General features: G+C 39.7%; 15 protein-coding genes. All 15 read right to left on the bottom strand.

Annotation, left to right across the window (positions count from 1 at the left end):
• Positions 1–16 precede the first annotated feature (16 nt).
• The 15 genes from glmU to D3H64_RS03280 all read right to left on the bottom strand — a co-directional run bounded on the left by glmU (position 17) and on the right by D3H64_RS03280 (position 19,272).
• On the bottom strand, positions 17–1,399 hold the full coding sequence (gene glmU, locus D3H64_RS03205; RefSeq protein WP_370448446.1) for a bifunctional UDP-N-acetylglucosamine diphosphorylase/glucosamine-1-phosphate N-acetyltransferase GlmU: 1,383 nt from the start codon (positions 1,397–1,399) through the stop codon (positions 17–19).
• Positions 1,396–2,238, bottom strand: coding sequence for a pur operon repressor (gene purR / locus D3H64_RS03210; RefSeq protein WP_121564739.1), 843 nt, complete (start codon positions 2,236–2,238; stop codon positions 1,396–1,398). The genes glmU and purR overlap by 4 nt, the downstream gene beginning before the upstream one ends.
• Before the next feature lie 244 nt (positions 2,239–2,482).
• Entirely contained in the window at positions 2,483–3,298 is an 816-nt protein-coding gene (locus D3H64_RS03215; RefSeq protein ID WP_305000256.1) for a metal ABC transporter permease, read from the bottom strand.
• A complete protein-coding gene (locus D3H64_RS03220; RefSeq protein ID WP_121564743.1) occupies positions 3,250–3,954 on the bottom strand; it encodes a metal ABC transporter ATP-binding protein in 705 nt (234 codons plus the stop codon). Before D3H64_RS03220 ends, D3H64_RS03215 begins: the two co-directional genes overlap by 49 nt.
• Before the next feature lie 417 nt (positions 3,955–4,371).
• Positions 4,372–4,620, bottom strand: coding sequence for a Veg family protein (locus tag D3H64_RS03225; RefSeq protein WP_121564745.1), 249 nt, complete (start codon positions 4,618–4,620; stop codon positions 4,372–4,374).
• A 330-nt stretch (positions 4,621–4,950) separates the two neighbouring features.
• A complete protein-coding gene (rsmA, locus tag D3H64_RS03230; protein ID WP_121564747.1) occupies positions 4,951–5,847 on the bottom strand; it encodes a 16S rRNA (adenine(1518)-N(6)/adenine(1519)-N(6))-dimethyltransferase RsmA in 897 nt (298 codons plus the stop codon).
• Positions 5,848–5,976: 129 nt separating this feature from the next.
• The gene (locus tag D3H64_RS03235; RefSeq protein WP_121564749.1) at positions 5,977–6,906 is read right to left on the bottom strand and encodes a glycosyltransferase family 2 protein; all 930 of its coding nucleotides are present in this window, start codon (positions 6,904–6,906) and stop codon (positions 5,977–5,979) included.
• Between the two features lie 395 nt (positions 6,907–7,301).
• Positions 7,302–8,672, bottom strand: coding sequence for a sodium:alanine symporter family protein (locus tag D3H64_RS03245; protein WP_121564753.1), 1,371 nt, complete (start codon positions 8,670–8,672; stop codon positions 7,302–7,304).
• Between the two features lie 477 nt (positions 8,673–9,149).
• Positions 9,150–10,823 carry a hypothetical protein gene (locus tag D3H64_RS03250; protein WP_121564755.1) on the bottom strand — a complete coding sequence of 558 codons (1,674 nt, stop codon included), beginning with the start codon at positions 10,821–10,823 and terminating at the stop codon, positions 9,150–9,152.
• Positions 10,824–10,921: 98 nt separating this feature from the next.
• Positions 10,922–13,060, bottom strand: a complete 2,139-nt coding sequence (locus tag D3H64_RS03255; RefSeq protein ID WP_121564757.1) for a L,D-transpeptidase — start codon at positions 13,058–13,060, stop codon at positions 10,922–10,924.
• A gap of 174 nt (positions 13,061–13,234) precedes the next feature.
• A complete protein-coding gene (locus D3H64_RS03260; protein ID WP_121564759.1) occupies positions 13,235–14,644 on the bottom strand; it encodes a hypothetical protein in 1,410 nt (469 codons plus the stop codon).
• The gene (locus tag D3H64_RS03265; protein WP_121564761.1) at positions 14,631–15,665 is read right to left on the bottom strand and encodes a glycosyltransferase family 2 protein; all 1,035 of its coding nucleotides are present in this window, start codon (positions 15,663–15,665) and stop codon (positions 14,631–14,633) included. The genes D3H64_RS03260 and D3H64_RS03265 overlap by 14 nt, the downstream gene beginning before the upstream one ends.
• Before the next feature lies 1 nt (position 15,666).
• Positions 15,667–16,761 carry a glycosyltransferase family 4 protein gene (locus D3H64_RS03270; protein WP_121564763.1) on the bottom strand — a complete coding sequence of 365 codons (1,095 nt, stop codon included), beginning with the start codon at positions 16,759–16,761 and terminating at the stop codon, positions 15,667–15,669.
• Positions 16,749–17,966 (bottom strand): CDP-glycerol glycerophosphotransferase family protein, encoded by a 1,218-nt coding sequence (locus D3H64_RS03275; protein WP_233554872.1) that lies wholly within the window; start codon positions 17,964–17,966, stop codon positions 16,749–16,751. Before D3H64_RS03275 ends, D3H64_RS03270 begins: the two co-directional genes overlap by 13 nt.
• Positions 17,950–19,272, bottom strand: coding sequence for an O-antigen ligase (locus tag D3H64_RS03280; protein WP_121564766.1), 1,323 nt, complete (start codon positions 19,270–19,272; stop codon positions 17,950–17,952). Before D3H64_RS03280 ends, D3H64_RS03275 begins: the two co-directional genes overlap by 17 nt.
• Between the last annotated feature and the right edge of the window lie 40 nt (positions 19,273–19,312).

Consider the following 19,312-nt stretch of genomic DNA (forward strand, 5'->3'; position numbering starts at 1 on the left):
TATCATTCTACCACGTTTATCTACGATGTGGCAGTTTTTTCGCATAGTTTTCTTTATTACTTTGACGATTTCTTGCGATAGCTAAGCCATCTGCTGGGACATCCTTGGTAATGACACTACCCGCAGCTGTAAAAGCCCCATCTCCAAGATTAACTGGAGCCACTAATGACGTATCACAGCCAATAAAGCAATCATCCCCTACTGTTGTATGGAATTTATCTTTCCCATTATAGTTGACAAAAATAGTCCCACAACCTACATTGACTCTCTCGCCAACTGTCGCATCCCCAATATAGGTTAAATGACCGACTTTGCTATCTTTCTTAATCGTTGCCTTTTTCACTTCAACAAAATTACCAATATGGACATTTTCACCAATATCCGCTTGAGGACGTAAGCGACCAAATGGCCCAATATTTGACCCATCTGCCATACGTGCAGATTCAATAACAGATTGTGTCACAGTAACCCCATTACCAATCGTCGCATCAATAAGTCTAGACCCCGATGTAATCGTACAATCTTCGCCAATAACCGTTTGGCCTTTAATAGTAACTTGCCCTTCAATCAGGGTATCAGCACCAATTTTTACTCCAGCATCAATAAAAGTAGTCGTTGGGTCAATCATGGTCACCCCATTCAGCATGTGTTCTTGATTGATCCGCTCTTGCATGAAACGTGTCGCCTTAGAGAGAGCTAGTCGATCATTAACGCCAAGCCCCTCACGAACATCCTCCATTGGATAGGCCGAAACAACTTCGCCCCAAGACTTCAGAATGGCCACCACATCAGGAAGATAGTATTCGCCTTGAGCATTGTCATTCTTCACTTCTTCTAAAGCTTTGAACAAGGATCGGTTATCAAAAACGTAAGTTCCAGAATTTACTTCTTTCACTAAACGTTCTTCATCCGTTGCATCTTTTTCTTCCACAATTTTTTGAACAGAACCCTCTTCATCACGAATAATTCTCCCATAACCTGTAGGATTTTCTTCCAAAGAAGTTAAAATCGTGGCTTTTGCTAGAGTTTCATCATGATGCGCCAATAAAGCTTTCAAGGTTTCCGGACGAATCAAAGGCGTATCGCCACAGATGACAATAGTTTTCCCCTCTTTATCCGCCAAAAGGTCTTTAGCCATCTTTACGGCATGGGCTGTCCCCAATTGTTCTTCTTGGAAGCAATAATCCGTGCGATCAGCTAATAAATCTTTGACAGCATCGCTACCATGTCCTACCACAGTAACCAAATGCGATACCCCGGCTTCTTCTAGGCTATCCATTACATGCAAAACCATTGCCTTACCGCAAACAGGATGTAAGACCTTATACAATTTGGACTTCATCCGAGTCCCCTTACCTGCTGCTAGCACAATTCCATACACGTCTTTTTCTTGCATCACTCACTCAACCCTTCTGCTTTATAGTGGTCAAAGAAGGAACCTAAAGTTGTCTGAACCCTTTTTTCTTGCTCATCTAAGTCAGTGATGCGCACGATAGATTCAATTTGCCCCAACTGCTTTTCATCTGGTCGATGTAATTCACAGAGAACACAATTCCCCACAACCTTAGCTCCAAATTCTTCTGCCAAGATTTGCATCCCCTGCATGGTTCCTCCTCCATTTAAAAAGTCATCGATGATAATCACACGATCGCCTTTTTTCAAGGCTCGCTTCGTTACTTCCATCTTTTCAACACGGTTGGTTCGGTAAGATGGATAATTGATCGAGACAGTTGATCCTTCTGTAATCTTTGATTCCCTCCGCACCATCACAAATGGGACAGACAAATATTGTGCCGTTGCTTCTGCAATCGGTATCCCTTTACTAGCTACGGTAACCACAGCAGTCACATTTTCTTTGGCATAACGCGAGGCAATCATCCGCCCAATCCTATTCAATACGGATGGCCTAGACAATAGATCCGTTAAGAAAATAAAGCCCCCTGTCAAAATGCGTTCAGGATTCGCAATGGCAGCTGCCAGATCTTCCCCCACTAACAAGGCATCGCTGGTCTTCATCATAGGGATAAATCGCACGCCACCAGTAGCGCCTGGAACAGTTTCAATCAAACCAATTCCTCGATCCATAAAGGTTTTCTTTACAATCCCTAGATCCTCGCTAATAGAAGACTTAGCCGATTGATAGCGTTCCGTAAAAAAGCCAAGCGTAATTAATTCATGTGGATGATGAGCAAGATAGTATACCATGTCAACCAAACGTTCACTTCTCCGTGTTTTCATCGCTGGCCTCCTCTCTTTCTGCTTTATTATACCGATAATCCTTCCTAAAGTGAACTCATTCTCTCTTAAATGTTCGTTAAATGCATTAAATATCCAACAGATCCTATATGAATGTTCGGAGAAACTTTAGGCCAAGCTATTCGCAAACAAGTGCGCTCCCTCTAAGTTAGGGTTGACTAAGCCCAAAATTTTCCTGACCAAAAAATAAAAACCCTCCTCACTAGGAGAAAGGCTTTTACTCGATTTATTTTTTAAGAGAGAATCTGGCACGACTTTTCCGTAAAGTTATCGCTAAGACTAATAAAATAGCCAAACAAATGGTGATGGTCGCTCCAGGAGGTGTATCAAAAGCATAAGAGGCAAATAAACCTAGATACATCCCCAAAACACCTGAAATCACTCCACTCACTACTGCTGTTTTAAAACTCGTTGCCAACTGCAAGGCAATAGCCCCTGGTAAGATAATCACCGCAGACACTAACAAAGCACCTGCAATTGGCATGATGACCGCAATAACAGCTCCGATAGCTACAGTGAGCAAAGTAGACATCAAGCGCACCGGCAAGCCAGCTGTATGAGCAGTAGCCGCATCAAACATTAAAACATACAATGGTTTTCTGAAAATAGAAAATCCAATCAAGACAAGAAGCGTTAAAGCGGCCAATACAAGCAATTGTTCATTTGTAATCGCAATAATGGATCCAAATAGGAACTGGTTAATGGACATAGATGTCGTACTTTCTTGTAGGCGCATCAAGACCAGGGCAACCGCCATCCCCACTGACATCACAATAGCAATAGATACTTCTGAATAACCCTTGAAGGAACGAGCTACTTCCTCTAATCCTATCGCTGTGAGCACGACTATCAATAGAGTAGTATAAGTTGGATTAAAGCCTAACAAAACACCTAAAGCAATCCCAATCAAAGACACGTGAGAAAGGGTATCCGCCAATAGGGATTGTTGACGAAGAATCAAGAATATCCCTAGTATTGGCGCCAAAATTCCCATTAAACTTGCGGCGATGAAGGCTTTTTGCATGAAGCCATAGAAAAACACTTCCAAGGCGAATCCTCCTTTCTTTCCAAATGAATATGTTGATCCCCATAAAGAATTTCATCATCGTGGTGGGTCACCATTAAGACAGCCTTTTGATGGAGGCGGCAAGAGTGTTGCAATAAATTCAAAAATTTCTTCCGGGATTCTTTATCCATACCAGTCGTCGGTTCATCTAAAACAAAGACATCTGGATCAGACGCAAAAATCCGAGCTAAACAGATCCTCTGCTTTTGACCTCCAGACAAGTCCCCAATTTGACGATGGCGGAAGCTCCACATCCCTACTGACTCCAAGGCTTTCTGAACATGTTCGTCATCTTCTTTTGTTAAAGCTTTAAACCATTTCCCTTGTTGAAAACGACCTGAAGCCACCAATTCCTGCACCGTGCTAGGAAAACCACTATTAAAAGACGCTATCGTCTGAGGCAAATAGCCAATCGAAAGTTTCCGACCTTCTGTATTCTTTTTCGCCCAAGTTACCGTCCCCGTATCTGGTTCTAGTAAGCCAAGTATATTCTTCAATAAGGTTGATTTGGCCGCCCCATTTTCACCAGTTAAAATCGTCAAGTCTCCCGCATCCAAAGTGAAAGAAATATCTTCCAAGACACGTTCGTCATCATAGGAAAAAGCTAGATTTTTCACATCTAAATAGACCACCTTATCCCTCCTTCATTTCTTTTATTCCTGTCAATTCAATTATCCTTGCAACTTGCCTTGAAAATCCTGTCAATTCAACTACTCTTGCATCTCTCTTTGAAAATGCCTGTTACATCAATTATCCTTGCTTATCTCTTTTATGCCTGTCAATTCAACTTATTCATAAGCGAAAAAGATTCTATCAAGAGGGCAGGCAATAGTTTTCTTATCTTGGCTTTTTCGCCAATTCTTTTAGTAAATAATAGCCGTTACGATTTACAGAAAGAATACCCCAATACCCCTCTTCCTGTCAAGCTATAATCCTGCTTTTTGGCATGAAAAAAGACCGAGATAATTCGCGGTCTAGTCTTTCTAACTACTGTGGTCAGGTGATCGGTTATGGTTAGGTCATCCGTCCCACTAGATCTCTAAAGGAGTTTAGAAGGACAATTCTTCATCTTCATAACTAAGCACGATTTCCTTGGTCAAAATATCTGTATAGCTATAAGAAATTCGATCAATCGAGGATTCATTACCTAATTCAATAATAAACACAGATGGGTAAGTCTCGCATAACACGCCATTACTTTCCCGTACACGATTGCGTCCTAATTCAGCTGTAACTTTTAACGTTTTACCTAAATACTGGTCTAAAACCTGCTTAATCGCTCTAATATTTGATGCCATACTCTCACCTCATATAGCTATTATAACATAAAGTCAAGATTTTGTCATTCTTTCCACCTTGCCAGTATGCGTCAACTCATTGGCGGCAAGTTTCAAGAAGTGACTTTTTCCCCTTGCCTGTATGTGTCAACGCATTGTCGGTAATTTTCAAGAAGCGACTTTTTCCCCTTGCCTGTATGCGTCAACTCATTGGCGACAATTTTCAAGAAGCGTCTTTTTCCCCTTGCCAGCTGTCAGCGCAAGGATTTTTCTGTTATCCCCTTAAGACAAAAAGGACTGGTCTAGCTTCCAGTCCCTTCTATGCTCCCCTTCAACTTATCCTACAACACTTTAATCCTGTGCCTTTATTAACGGGCGTAAATCAGTTTTAGAACGAATCGCCTCATATAAACGAGCAAATTCTTGAATAGACAATTGCTCCGCCCGACTTTGTTCTGGTATTTGAGCTTCTTTTAGAGCTTGTTGTAAAGCAACTTTTACCATCTCAGCTTTGCCAAAAGCTTGCGTTAAGTTGTTCCATAGCGTCTTGCGCCGTTGAGTAAAGCATTGACGAACAATCCATTCAAAGGATTCGATAGAATCGACTGGCACTTTTAATTCTTTGCGGCGTTTTAAGACTAACACAGCAGAATCCACACGAGGTTGAGGATTAAACACAGTCTTAGGTACGGTAAAAGCTATTTCACTTTCACATACTAGATCAATGGCAATCGTCAAGGATCCATAGGCTTTGCTATGAGGCTGGGCGGTCATTCGTTGGGCGACTTCTTTTTGCATCATCAAAACAAAGCAATCTACCGGTAGGCCACTATCCAACAAATGCATAATGATCGGTGTTGTAATATAATATGGCAAATTGGCCACAACAGCTAAACGTTCCACCTGTTCTGGTAAATCATCTTTCAGATTGACTTCTAAAATATCTTGGTTAATGACCTTTAGTTTTCCCTTATCTCCTAACTCTGTTTCAAGTAGCGGGATAAAGCGTTGGTCAATCTCAAAAGCAAATACCTCTTTTGCCTTATACAAGAGTTGCTCCGTCAAAGCCCCTATCCCTGGCCCAATTTCAATGACCGTTGTAGACTTATCAATTTTTCCAGCCTCTATCATCTTATCTAGGATATTCGTATCCATCAAAAAATTTTGCCCCAAACTTTTTTTCGCATTGAGCCCATACTGTTTTAGCAATTCAGCTGTTCTCTTAGGCGAAGCGATAGCTTTTTCCATTAGGCTATGTCGTCCCCTTTCCTTTAAACGATACACAATGATTTAAACTTCCCCATTCCCATCAATAGGCCTCACTCTTCTCCCTACACATAGTAAAGAGCGGATTCTATGGCTATTCACTCTAGTCGTTTATTTTTTCTCTTTCACAATATAAACTGGCCTTCTTTTTGTTTCAAGGAAAATTTTCCCAATATATTTCCCGATAATTCCAAGGCAAAGCAATTGTAAGCCTGCAAAAAAGATGACAATCGCCACCAAAGAAGGCCAGCCTGCTGTAGGATCTCCATAAACCAAAGCTCTAAAGACCACAAATAATAAGGCTAAACCCGATAGGCAACAAGACACTAAGCCTACAATCGAGGCGATATTCAAAGGCGCTTCAGAGAAATTCACAATCCCATCAATCGAATATTTCAAGAGGCTAAAGAAAGACCAACTCGTCTCCCCGGCTTGACGTTCCCTATTTTCAAAAGAAATATACTCGGTTTCGAATCCCACCCAAGAAAAAAGTCCCTTGGAGAAACGATTGTATTCACTTAATTCTAAAATAGCTTCCACCATCTGACGGGTCATCAAGCGAAAATCTCTCGCCCCATCTACCATCTTGGTCTCCGAAATAGTCGCAATCAAGCGATAGAAGAGACGGGCAAAAAAGCTTCGAATAGGCGGTTCTCCCTCACGATCCGCTCGTCGGGTTCCAACACAATCGAGTTGCTTTTCCTCCATTAACTTTATCATTTCTGGCAACAATTCTGGTGGATCTTGCAAGTCAACATCCATTAAAGTCACTAAATCTCCCCTAGCTTCCTTGAGTCCGGCATAAATAGCCGCTTCTTTCCCAAAATTACGAGAAAAGGAAATATAATGTACGTTTGGAGCTTCACTAGATAAGGCTCTTAATAAATCTAATGTTTGATCTTTTGACCCATCATTCACGAAAATGTATTCCAAGTCTACAGGCAAGTGTTGGCGTATTTTCTCCATAGCCTCATAATACAAAGGTATAGACTCTTCTTCATTAAAACAGGGAACAATAACTGATAATAGGCGTCTCGACATAAAAAACCTTCCTCATCCAAATTTTTACTCGCTAGTAGAATCTTTTCCATACTTACGCTTTGTAGCTAGCGCTAGTTCATTTTGCCATATATCGACAATTTGTAGCAAGCACTAGTTCATTTTGTTGTATACCGGCAATTTGTAGCAAGCGCTAGTCGCTACTGTATACCGGCAATTTGTAGCAAGCACCAGTGGCTACTATGAAAAGAGTCTTTAGACTAGCTTCTTTACTTTTTCTGCTAATTTTCCTTACCCATCCTAACCATTTTATTAAAAGCCGTCCGATTAAACAAGACAAAAAAGGTGACGTTAGCCTAGTGCCGCTAAAGTTGATCATAAAGGATCAACTTGTTGAAGCTAGCACAGGTCTCGTCACCTTTTGTATTAAAAGTCTATTAGCGTTTGTCTAAGCTTGAAATCTCCAAAGCTTCTTTTTCTTCTTGCATTTCTCTCACATATTTATGGAGGAGAATGATCCCGATAACGTTAGGTACCACCATAAAGGAGTTAAAGAGGTCGGACATGTTCCATACCACATCAATTTTTTGAACGGATCCAAAAACAATACAGAACATGACAAGAATCCTATAAGGCCAAAGAGCTTTTTCTCCAAATAGGAACTTCATATTTGTTTCCCCAAAGTAATACCAGCCAATAACTGTTGAAAAAGCAAAGAAGGCTAGGGATATTGCTAAAGCACCCGCCCCAAAAGCGCCAAACGCACGTTGGAAGGCCTCTTGTGTCACTAAGGCTCCTTCAAGTCCAGAGGTATGGGCTCCTGTTACCAAAATAATTAAAGCTGTTGCGGTACAAACCACGATCGTATCAATGAAAACACCCACCATAGCAATATAGCCTTGGTCAGCAGGATGATCGACCATAGCTGTCGCATGGGCATGTGGTGTAGACCCCATCCCTGCTTCATTCGAGAATAATCCACGTGCCACACCTTTAGTGATAGCTTGACGAACAGTAACCCCCAAAGCTCCACCTAAAGCTGCTTGTGGATTAAATGCTGCTTTAAAAATCAAAGCTAGTGATGGAAGCAATTGCGATCTAAAGTTAAAGAGAATCAAGACGGCTAAGACCAGATAAATGACCGCCATCACCGGAACAATTAATTGGGCAAAATTGGCTATACGCTTGATCCCACCAGCAAAAATGAGTCCCCCTAAAATCGCAATGATCACACCTGACCACAAAACGGGAATTTGGAAGGCCTTTTGCATGGCAGTCGCAATGGAATTAGATTGCACCATATTTCCGATAAAACCTAAAGCAACCGTGATAAATATAGAGAATAAGACAGCTAAAATCTTCCCAAGTTTAGGGAACTTTGCCCCAACACCATAAGTGAGATAGTAGGATGGTCCGCCTACATAGTTACCTTGGCTATCTTTTCTTCTGAACTTTTGCGCCAAACAAGCTTCAGCAAAGATGGTTCCCATCCCTAAGATGGCAGCAATCCACATCCAGAAAATAGCTCCTGGTCCCCCAGCAATAATCGCTGTAGCTACCCCAGCAACATTCCCAGTACCAACCTGAGCAGCGATAGCTACTGCCAAGGCTTGAAAAGAAGATACCCCATCTTCTGACTTTTTGAACACTCCGCCAAAGACGCTCTTAAAAGCTGGGCCTAGTTTTCTAAACTGCACGCCCCTAGTATAAATGGTAAAAAATAGCCCACAGCCTAACAGAGCTAATACCAATATGTTATTCGATAAAACGTCATTAATCTTCAATATCAGATCATTTACCTGATCCATTTGTCTCCCCTCCAAATTAATGCTAATTATCCACAAAAAAGCCCTCTTAAGATAAAGAATGGTCCTCCTCCCTTTTTAAGCAACCGTTTCCATTTCGTTAACTATCATTATAATACAATTAGTTTATTATGTCCATAAATGATGTATGTTTTATGATTGATTTTATTTATCATCCATAGAAGATACTTCTCTTGTTTCTATGCCTTTAAATCCCCTTTGCCAAGGCTTCCTTTCCCTCATTTTAATTACCTAAGCACTGGCTTAACCAAGTCATTAGATCAATTTTTTTAATAAATGTCTCCACTAGATCATTTAGCAAAGTGCCCATAAGAAAAACACCGCCTCAAAAGAAGGAGAATGCTATCCAACTTTTTAGGGGCAGTGTTGATCATGTAGCAGTAAATTTCACTTTTTTTGATAAAATAGTTCACTTGATTTCCTTAAGATTCCTACTTAGAAAAGATAAAGTCAATTCTTCTATCCTCTACCCTTTGTAGAAAAGCTTTTTCTTAATTCATATTGTGCAATAAATAAAACGCAAGCTAGACTAAGAAAGGACACAAAGTAACTTAGCTTTTCATACCATTTATACGGATAAGTTAAGGTCAATCGATGGTGGCCTGGTGGTGAATCCACTTGTATACCGCCATTACGAGAAGAAGCTTTCAACTTTACCACTTGCCCATCTAGGCGAGCTATTCCACCAGCATAATAATAAATTGGTAAATTCACCCTAGCAGTATGTTGAAAAGGATTGATGAAATCGGCTTGATAGTGCGACGGCTCCATCTGTTCTTTGGGATAGAAACGTTTCCCATCAATCGTCGCTTGTCTTTGTTCATAAAAGTTTCTACCCACTTGATCTGCATACGCTTTGGGCGAGTAATCTTGCGTGAAAGTGTTCCGAGTGACTCTCTCAATTTTCCTATAGTCAATTTTACTAAATCGATAACCTTCTTGTTGTAATAAATGCGAAAAGCTATAGGTATGAAGAAACAAGCAGGCAATGATACAGATCATTACCCACCATTTTCCTGAAATGGCACTTTTGGAATAGATCTTGTCTCTTTTATTATTTTTTAAAAAAGCATGATCCACACTAACATATATGAAAAATAACGTTGAAAACAGATTCAATCTAAAAGGAAACTGTATAAAATATAAAGGTGTATATTCTAATAATTTCCATGAAAATTTATTCGTACACATGTACAAACTAATCCCTGCCAAAGTAACGAGTAATTTATTGACTGATGTCAGTTGCGTGAAATGAAGTAGGCAATACATCATCCCCAAGAAAACTACTAGTCCTACGGTATAGCCAGACATGTCATTTTTCAACATTGCCTTTAACAAAATATTAGGCGTTTCCCCTACCATTTCAAATTTAAACGGAAAATTTAGCTGATTTTGCTTCATCCGATAGGCCATCACCGTTATTTGTCCTAAATTCATGCCCAAAGAACAGAACGCCGCAAGACATAATACTTTCAATCGTTTTGTCCGCTCTTTGCCAAATAGGAGAAACACAATTCCAAGTATAGCTAACACACATACAAGCAAGAAAGTCGTCACAACATGCGAAAACATGACGCAGGTCATACCTAGACTTAAAAGAAACCATCTTTTAGGATTGCCCTTGAAAATTTCATACATCCCCCAAAATACAAGTGGCAAAAAACTCATGGCTATAAACTCTCCAATAGCAAAGCGAAATAAGCCATTGATGGCGCGATAGCATGAAAAAGTGTACAGGATAGCAAAAGCCATCCCTTTTATCTTATTTTGAGTTATTTCCCTAACAGACCAATAACTAATCTCCAATGTCAACCAGTTCAGCAAAATGTAATAGACCCAAAAGCCCTTTGCTACATTGTGAAAAAGCCTCGTCAACATATACGCTGGATAGAAAGTCTGCCAAGGATAAAACGGATTAAGCATTATCCCATTCATTTGAAATATCGAAAAATTAACCGGAGATCTAAAGACATTTCCTAAACTCATTAATCGACAAAGATGAAAATTTGTATCTTGCTCTGTAACTAAAGGGTAGTATCTAAAAGACAGCAATGGCCAGCAAAAGGCGATGGCCAAAACTAGGAACAAGGCTATTCTTAAAGCCATCTCTACTTTAGATTCATTCTGATTCATCCCATACCTCCTGAAAATGATTGAAAGTTTTGTCCAATGAAAAGGGTCAAGCTTCTTAATTAATAGAAGAAACTTGACCTACTTTCTCGATTTAACTTTTAGAAAATGACCACATTAGCACCGACCCCAAATGTCCGGTACAGCTTACTTACAGCTCCTAATGGCGTATTCACACAGCCAGCAGACCCATAACCGATCCGATAGCGATTGCCACCGTAACCATTATGTTGCCAATTAGCATCATGAATCCCCCACATATTTCCCTTAAATGGAATCCAATATTTTACCGGAGATCTCCAAGTAGGGCCAACTAAAACAGTAGGAGAAGCTTTATAAGGTTGGATTTTAAAGTGCCCACGTGGTGTATCAGCTCCTGGTCGACCCGTTATAACTGGCGTATCTACAACAATTTTATTATTTTTAACGCCCCAAAGTCTTTGATTTCTGATATCCACTGTGATAAAGTTTTGACCCACATTGTAACGACGGTTGCCTGCATAGAGGACACCATTACGAAGTTGCCATGATTGCGCCCTTAAGCCTCTATCTTCAAAGGCTTGCTTGTCAATCCAGCCAGAAAGACCATCATTTAAAGTAATATAAGCCCAATTAGCTCTAGTCGTCGACACTTCTTTAGTTACTTTTACGGCTTGTCCGTAGTAAGCAGCCATTTGGTTGACTCCTCTCAAGGTACGGAAGCCATCCACTCCCCAAGGTTTAGAATCCAAAGTATGGTGGGTATCTAAGAGATGAGCGCTATAATCCACTTCTTTGACTTCGCTTGTGTATTGATCTCCCTTATGCAAAGGAACTTCTTTAGGCAAAGGCTTTTCTGTCGATGCAGGGAAATCTTTGTCAGCTACTTTCTTCAAGCCATTCTTGTCATACCAACCATTCAACCCATCCTTGAACTCAATAAACGACCAATTAGCTCGTTTAGTTTGAGCAGATTGAGTCACGTGAGCCACTTGACCGAGATAAGGTCTCATTTGAGCCCGAGATCGAATTTGCCTGAAGCCTTTTGTCCCCCAAGGTTTACTATCCAAAGTATGGTTAGTAGAAATGACTTTTGCATAGTAATCTTCTTTTTCTGGTTGAGCTAGAAAAGCTTCGCCAGTGATCGTAATAGCATTTTTATCGATCCAGCCACTAAGCCCTTTATTAACTATATTGATATAAAGCCAAGAAGCCCGATTGGTCGAAACACTCTTTGTCACTAAAACTTCAGCGCCACGGTAGTCTTTATAATCTCTTCTATCTACAATAGTTTTAAAGCCATCGATCCCCCAAGGTAAGCTATCAATCGTATGAGACTTTCCTGTTATTTGACCGACTAAAGCTTCTTCTTTAACTGCGGAAGTATAGTGGTCTGACGGTGCTTTTTCTCTTTTAGTTATGGTAGACAAGGCAACGACATCTATCCATCCAGAAGTTCTGTCACTGAAAGTCACATAGGCCCAAGTTGCCCGAGTCGTTTTCACCACTTGTTGCACCTTTACCGTTTGACCCACTCGTTTGTTCACTTGACTTTCTAGCGTTTTCCAACCTGCTGTTCCATAAGGACGCGTATCTAAAGTATGACGACCTCGAATGACTTTAGCTTGTCCATCAAGCTTCTCTACTTCCCCTAGGTAGTCTTCTGCTTTATAAATAGCTATCCGGTCTACCCAGCCTGTTAAACCATCTTCAAAAGTCACCTTGAGCCAGCTTGCCCGAGTCGTCTTTGCTTCCTTGGTCACTGTCACGGCTTGGCGGTCATAGTCTCTTAAATCATGCTTAAGGGTTCTATAACCAGCTACCCCCCATGGCTTCGTATCAAGAGTATGTTTTGTCCTAACCAGAGTTCCTTTGTAGTTCACTTCTTGGGGCCTTACAAGGTATTGGTCACCTTGCTTTTTAGCATCCTCCGTTGAAGAAAGATCTACTTCATCTCCAGAATCGCTATAATAATTGCTTTTTTCTTCCTTATCAGTAGCCGTAGCTTCTTTATTGTCAACTGCTAGGCTCTCCTTTTCATCCGATGTAGCCTTTGATGCACTAGCACGATCTTCAACAGAAGTATTTGCTTCAGTAGATGTCTCACTGTTCCGTTCATCCTTTTTGCTTTCATCAGTAGCCACTACACTAGTAGCCAAGTCATCTGTTGATGCTTCTTCATCCGCATAAACAGTTTGATTAGCCACGATAGTTCCTAAAGTGAACACACAGGCACTCAAAAGCAAATGCTTTCTCTTCATTCAGGTCATCTCCTCAATCAGTTTCTTACTTTCATTATATCAGTTTATGAGTAAAGAAACCCCAAAATCTACGTTTTTTGTTCAGAAGCTTTAATCATCCCTCCCCTTCCGCCATAAAGAAAAGCTGCTAAGCTTTATAGGCCCAGCAGCTTTTAAATATATCCAGTGACTTTACTAGCTTTTCAACATATAGGCTAGGGCAGTCTTTAATTTAGAATACTTCAACACTATATAGAGAATATATACAGCTAAATAAGCTATCGCTGCAAGAGAAAACGGTAGTCGCCAGCAGATAAGAATAAAACTTGCTGCTATTATACTATCCATAAGAATTCCTTTACCCATATTCATCCCCAATTGTTTACCAAGAAAATACTCAGAAATAATCGCCTTCAAAGCAACCATCAGAGTGATGTTCAGAATAGACAATTGTAGATTTTTCAAGCAATAAGCGGTCAAAAAAGTCATGCCAGCAGATAGCGCCAGCACAGCAAGATTAATCAATAGCATAGCCCTTTCAAAACGCAATGTTTTTAAAAAAGAATTGATCAATAAGACCATCTTGCTTTCAAAGACAATCATCGGAAAAAGTAAAATCATATAGTCGAAACTTGCTGCATAGTGAGGTAACCAACGCCCCAAGATGAATACAATTGGAAAATATCCCCATAAACACGCAAAAAGGGCTGCCATCAAAACTTCTCTAATGGTCTGATAAGTTAGAGCCAATTTATCTTTATTCATTCTCCTAAGCATAGGGAACATGATGACCCCAACTGCATTAACCAGTAACATCATCATATTACTTAAACTCAGGGTTAAAGATACTTGCCCAAAGGTTTTTATTCCCCAATTGCGTTCTACCCCAAATCGGATGATCCCAATAATCAAAATACCTGATAAATTGGCAACCATCAATTTACTTCCGATGCGCATATTGATAAATAGTTCCTTGATTGTCGTCCGCCAATCTGCCATTTCTCCAATAACGATCTCTTTCATTCTAAAAGCCGCAAAAAGGTTAGAGGCTACTCTCCCTAAAATATCTGCTACAATCATCCATTTAAAAGAGTAAAAGCGGAACAATAACATTCCCAAAACGATAAGGAAATACACCGCTTTTTCAATGATAATGGTCACAGCATTGTCTTTAATACGATTGGTTGCCTGCATACAAAAAGTCAGCAAAGATTTTGGAACAGTCAGCAAAGCTACCATACAGACAAATAGAAGAATGAAGGCTCGATCTGCATCTGTGATCCTTGGATAGATAGCCAAATAGGCCCCTACACTCACTAAAACCTCAAAAGCCGCTAAACTCCAATATTGTGCGATCAATTTCTTTCGAGGCAAGTCTTCATACTCTAAACCACCATAACGTAAATAGATCCCATCCGTTATGCCTAAAGACATGTAGGCTATATAACCGGAGTAAAAGACAAATAGTTGCCAATAACCGTATTCTGCTACTCCGATTAACTTAGGAATAATGAGAATAAATAAAGAAGAGACAAAGGTTGAAAAAATATTGGCAAAGAAGGTATAAGACAAGCCTGTTATAAAAGTTTTCTTAGTGCTCTTCATCCTTGCCCCCCCTTCTATCGCTTGCTCCATTTCCTTCCAAAGCTTCTGCTTTCACTTTCCATTTCATCTGAAATCTTCTGAACAAATGCCAAATAAGTAATGGCATATTCCCATAAAAATAGCCCCTATAACGCCTATACTGGCAGTCCATACTTTCCATAGGCAGGCCTAATTCTTTTGCTGTCCCACGATAGCGATGAAGCAAGCGGAATATATTGCGCTTGATCAAAGCTTTTGTCCAAGTATCCACATCTTTTCTATCCAATAGCGGTAGAAAAGCATCCAGATATTTTAAGCGACCATCTATATGAAATAAACCTTTTTTATCTTGAGTAGCTGATTGAGGATCTTTGACATAAGCATAGAGACATTTATTCGATAGATAGACAGAAGAATTTGGATGATCCAGTAACCAATTCAAGCAAAAATTCATGTCTTCGCAATGGCTTAATTCTTCGTTAAAACGATAATTCTTTATCGCTTTAGCTTGGAAAAATTTATTCCATACAGAACCCATGATACGATTATCATATAACATCCGTCTTGCCAATGATAAGGCCGACATTGCTTTTGACTTTTCAAAATGGATCCTTTCATGTTGCCATATACGCCCGGATTTCGCCGCTACTGTGAAGCCAAAAACAAAGAGAGCTTTATTAGGATGATCCTTTACATATTGACTCATTTCTTTCAAGGCTCCAGGAAAGAAATAGTCCCCTGCATCACAAAAGCCAATCCAATCTCCACTAGCCACATCTAAACCCAGATTACGTGCAGCAGAAACCCCTTTTTGTAAACTCTTTTTGACTAAAATAAAGGGGTAGCGTTTAGACCATTCTACAGCTTTATCAAAGGTTTTATCTGTCGAGCCATTTTCAATGACCACTACTTCTTTATGGGGATAATCTTGATCCACAATAGATTGTAAAGTTCTATCCAGATCTTTTTCGGCTTGATAGGCGGGAAGTATCAGAGAAATAAACGGCAAGTGCTCTTGCCCTCTTTTCATTGATGATCCCATTTTATGACTCCTCTCCTAACAGCAGTTTCAAAAACAGTTGCCGCCATTTTTCAGTGACGACTTCTTTTGTATATTGACCTAAATCTTTATTGGCTTTTTTTGAAAAAGCAAGTCGTATTTCTGGATGGTCAATTAAATAATTAATCTTATGCGCTAAATCTTCTTGATCCTGGTCTTTCACCAAATAGCCATTGACCCCATCATCAATCAGCGTACGTGGTCCAATTGGACAATCATATGAAATAGTTGGTAATAGTTGCGATTGGGCTTCTTGGACAACTATAGGGCCTCCTTCATAACGAGAGCAAACGACTAAAAAGCTATATTCACTTAAAATATCCACTGGATTAGGGTGAGATCCCTTTAAAAAAACATGCTTTTCTAAATTAAATTGTCTTATTAAAGATTCTAAATGACTTCGCTCGTCTCCTTCACCGTAAATATCCCAAGTCCAATCAGGATGGCGATCAAATACTTTCGAAGCTACGGCAATGGCATGGTCAAATTGTTTGATTGACTTCAACCGTCCCACGCTAACAATGCGTTTGCAGTCTATACGATAGGGTTGAGTTGGTGGAGTGAAAGAAAAATAATTGGGAATAGCTGTCACAAAATTTTTATCCAATCGGAAAGTTTCACAAAAAAATTGGCGATCCGCTTCTGAAAGCGTCACAATATGACAGGCCGTACGAACCCCAATCCATTGGCGCAGACGGTGCTTCAAGCCATAGGTATTATTTTTTAAATTAGAATGTTCCCAATATAGCCAAGGTAGCTGCGCTTTTCTAGCGGCTAATGCGGCTAAACTGTTTACCCCTGCTGTCACAGCGACTAGCATATCGACTTCTTCTTCTTTCAAAATTTGGGCAATCTTGTTAGAAAAGCCTATCAAATGCAAAGGTATTCTAACGGTCTCATCACTGATCACATATTGCTTTATATCCGGTCTAACCGGCAGGATAGTTTTTCCTTTTTCTTGAAACACACTGATTAAAGTGATGCGATAGTCCTTTAAATCATTGGCTAACATTAAGGAAATGCGTTCTGCTCCCCCTATTAAGGACGTATCATAAATTAACATCGCTATTGAGCGCATTCGTCTAACAGCTCCTTCAAAAAGTCATAGACACGTTGAGAATTATTTTGATCATACAAAGGGAAATAGCGGTCAATTTTAGCCAAATATGCCTCTTCTAATTGGAAGTCATTGGCAAAAGACTTCTCTAAATAGGCCACCACTTGTTTCGCTCCCTCTTTTATCACCGGTCCAAAGCCATCTTTTTCATAATCGAAATACCCCTTAGCATATTGTCCTTTTCGAAATTTTCCCTGATCAAATTGGTAAAACAACATAGGTTTCTTCATATAGGCGAAATCCATAAAGACACTGGAGTAGTCCGTTATCATAAAGGCTGAGCTTTTCAACAAGTCTTGTATATCATGTTCTTTCCAAGAGGCCATTTGGATATGATCAGAAGTTTTCGTAAATTCATTCAAATGCACTTGCATGTTGCGGTGAGGATAGAATATCAATTGTAGATCGTTCTTCTCCAAGAATTCTTTTAAAGTTGGATCAGATAAAAATGCATTCCACTTTATAAAATATTCAGAAGCAGTGAAATCGTCTCCTTCATTAAATTCATAACGAGCATCCGTTTTATTCACTAACCAACTTCTCCAAGAAGGCATGAGTAAAATTTGCCTAGGATTGACCTTTGTCTCATGTAATTGATCAAATCTTGGAAAGCCTAAATACCGTACAGAAGAGTCAGGATAGCCAAAATCGTTCAAAATCGCATCATATTCTGGTTTGGCTCCACAAATAAATCCTGAAAATTTAGTCTGATCATAATAAAGCCACTTCGCATCAGAAATAGTGATCCCATGTTGGAGAAAAACCCGTTTATTTTTTAGAAAACCTGCAACTTCTAAAAAATAAAAGAAGGCTGTATTCGGTCTGCATTCTTTTTGACTCACTGCAATGACCCCACAAGATAGGTAATAGACCCAGTGTTTAAAAGAGCCATAAGGAATACACTCGCCTAAATCCCTTACCTTATCGTAATCCGGAGAATCAAAATCGATCACATAAGCCACTCTTTGTTCAGGAACTTTTTCTCTAATATAGCGAAAAAGCCAGTAGCCATTATCCCTAGCCTCAGCTCTAGATTCCCCAATCAATATCAAATCCTTTTGCTTGCGATAAAATAATTTAGCAACGATATAAGCGAAAGGAAAAATCATAGGGGCAAGCCAATCTTTCGCTTTAAGCTCTCTTAAGCGTTTAAGATAACGTTTCACTGTTTTTCCCTTCCCTCATCCACAGTTCATTGTAATAAAATCCTATCCCCACTAAGAACCAAAAAATTATATTAAAACCACTTGGGGAATACATAATGATACTTTCAACTAATTGCACTGGTAAATAGGCTAGTGCAAGTGCCATAATAATCTTTCCATCCACATTATCCGATAAAAGAATGTACTTGCTGAAGGAAAAGGCAATGTAAGCCAATAAGACGATAAAGCTTACCAAACCAAGCATTCCTGAAGCCACAAATACAGTCAGAAATATGTTATGAAATCCACCGCCTAAAGCCTCTTTCATCTTAAAAGTCTTAAAGAATTTCGCCATATTCGGTTTGATATTCCGGAATCCATACCCAAATACAGGTTGCTTCTGTCCCATTTTTAGGGCTCTCACCCAGATTTGGGAGCGACTACCTGATTTGACACTAAATTCTCTACTTTCCCCATATTCTCCCTCGTCATCTGCAGATTCGAGCCTTTCAATCGATTCTGAACGAATAAATTCCCCATATTTCTCAGCAACTTTTATGGTCATAAAATAAGCAGAAAAAAGAAGTAGGAAGCTCGTCATAAGCAAGAGGATTTGTTGCCGAATTCTTTCCTTCTTAAAAACAAAGGCGGTCAAAAGAAACAAGACCGTCATAGCACATAAGAGCGCCCCCCTACTTTGCTGTAAGGAAAAATAAATGAATTGTAAGGCCATGTTTGTCATTAAAGCTTTTTTATATTGAGGATAGTGACGATAAAGATAGACAGCTAGGGTCATACTAATAACGGCTAACAGAGCTCCCCCATTAGGGTTCAAAAGACCAAACAATCTCCCCCCATGAAACCCTAAACGTAATGCCACATGTTTCCCATAATACAAGGTGGTTGACAGACCAGATACAGCTAATGCAAGAGCGAACACGGAACAAGCAAAAGAGAAAAATTGTAGGCAAATAGCTAGCCATTTTACTAATTTTTCCCCTACTTCCTTATCGCCAACTAGGGTAATCAAGCAAATGCTCATGACGAAAACAATATGTACTAGATTCCCTATTAGATGACTTCTGGCATTAGCAAATGTAGCTAAAAACTGCGTCCCAAGGAAAAGGGCAAAAAGCCATATAAAATGTTTATCCCTATATTTTTTTCCCCATAATAGCCAGCTTGTGATCAAAAAGACCATCATAGTTGCCAATTGATAGGCCGGTTTGATCCAGTCATATACAACAGGTAAACAATTGATGATTCCTAGTAGGCAAAACATCAACTTACTCCACCATTCGATTTTAGATACTGATAATTTTTTCATAGCTTTCCTTTCTAAAACAAGTCCTTATAAAAGAGCTGCT

The sequence above is a fragment of the Atopobacter sp. AH10 genome, from assembly GCF_003664595.1.
GTDB lineage: Bacteria > Bacillota > Bacilli > Lactobacillales > Aerococcaceae > Atopobacter.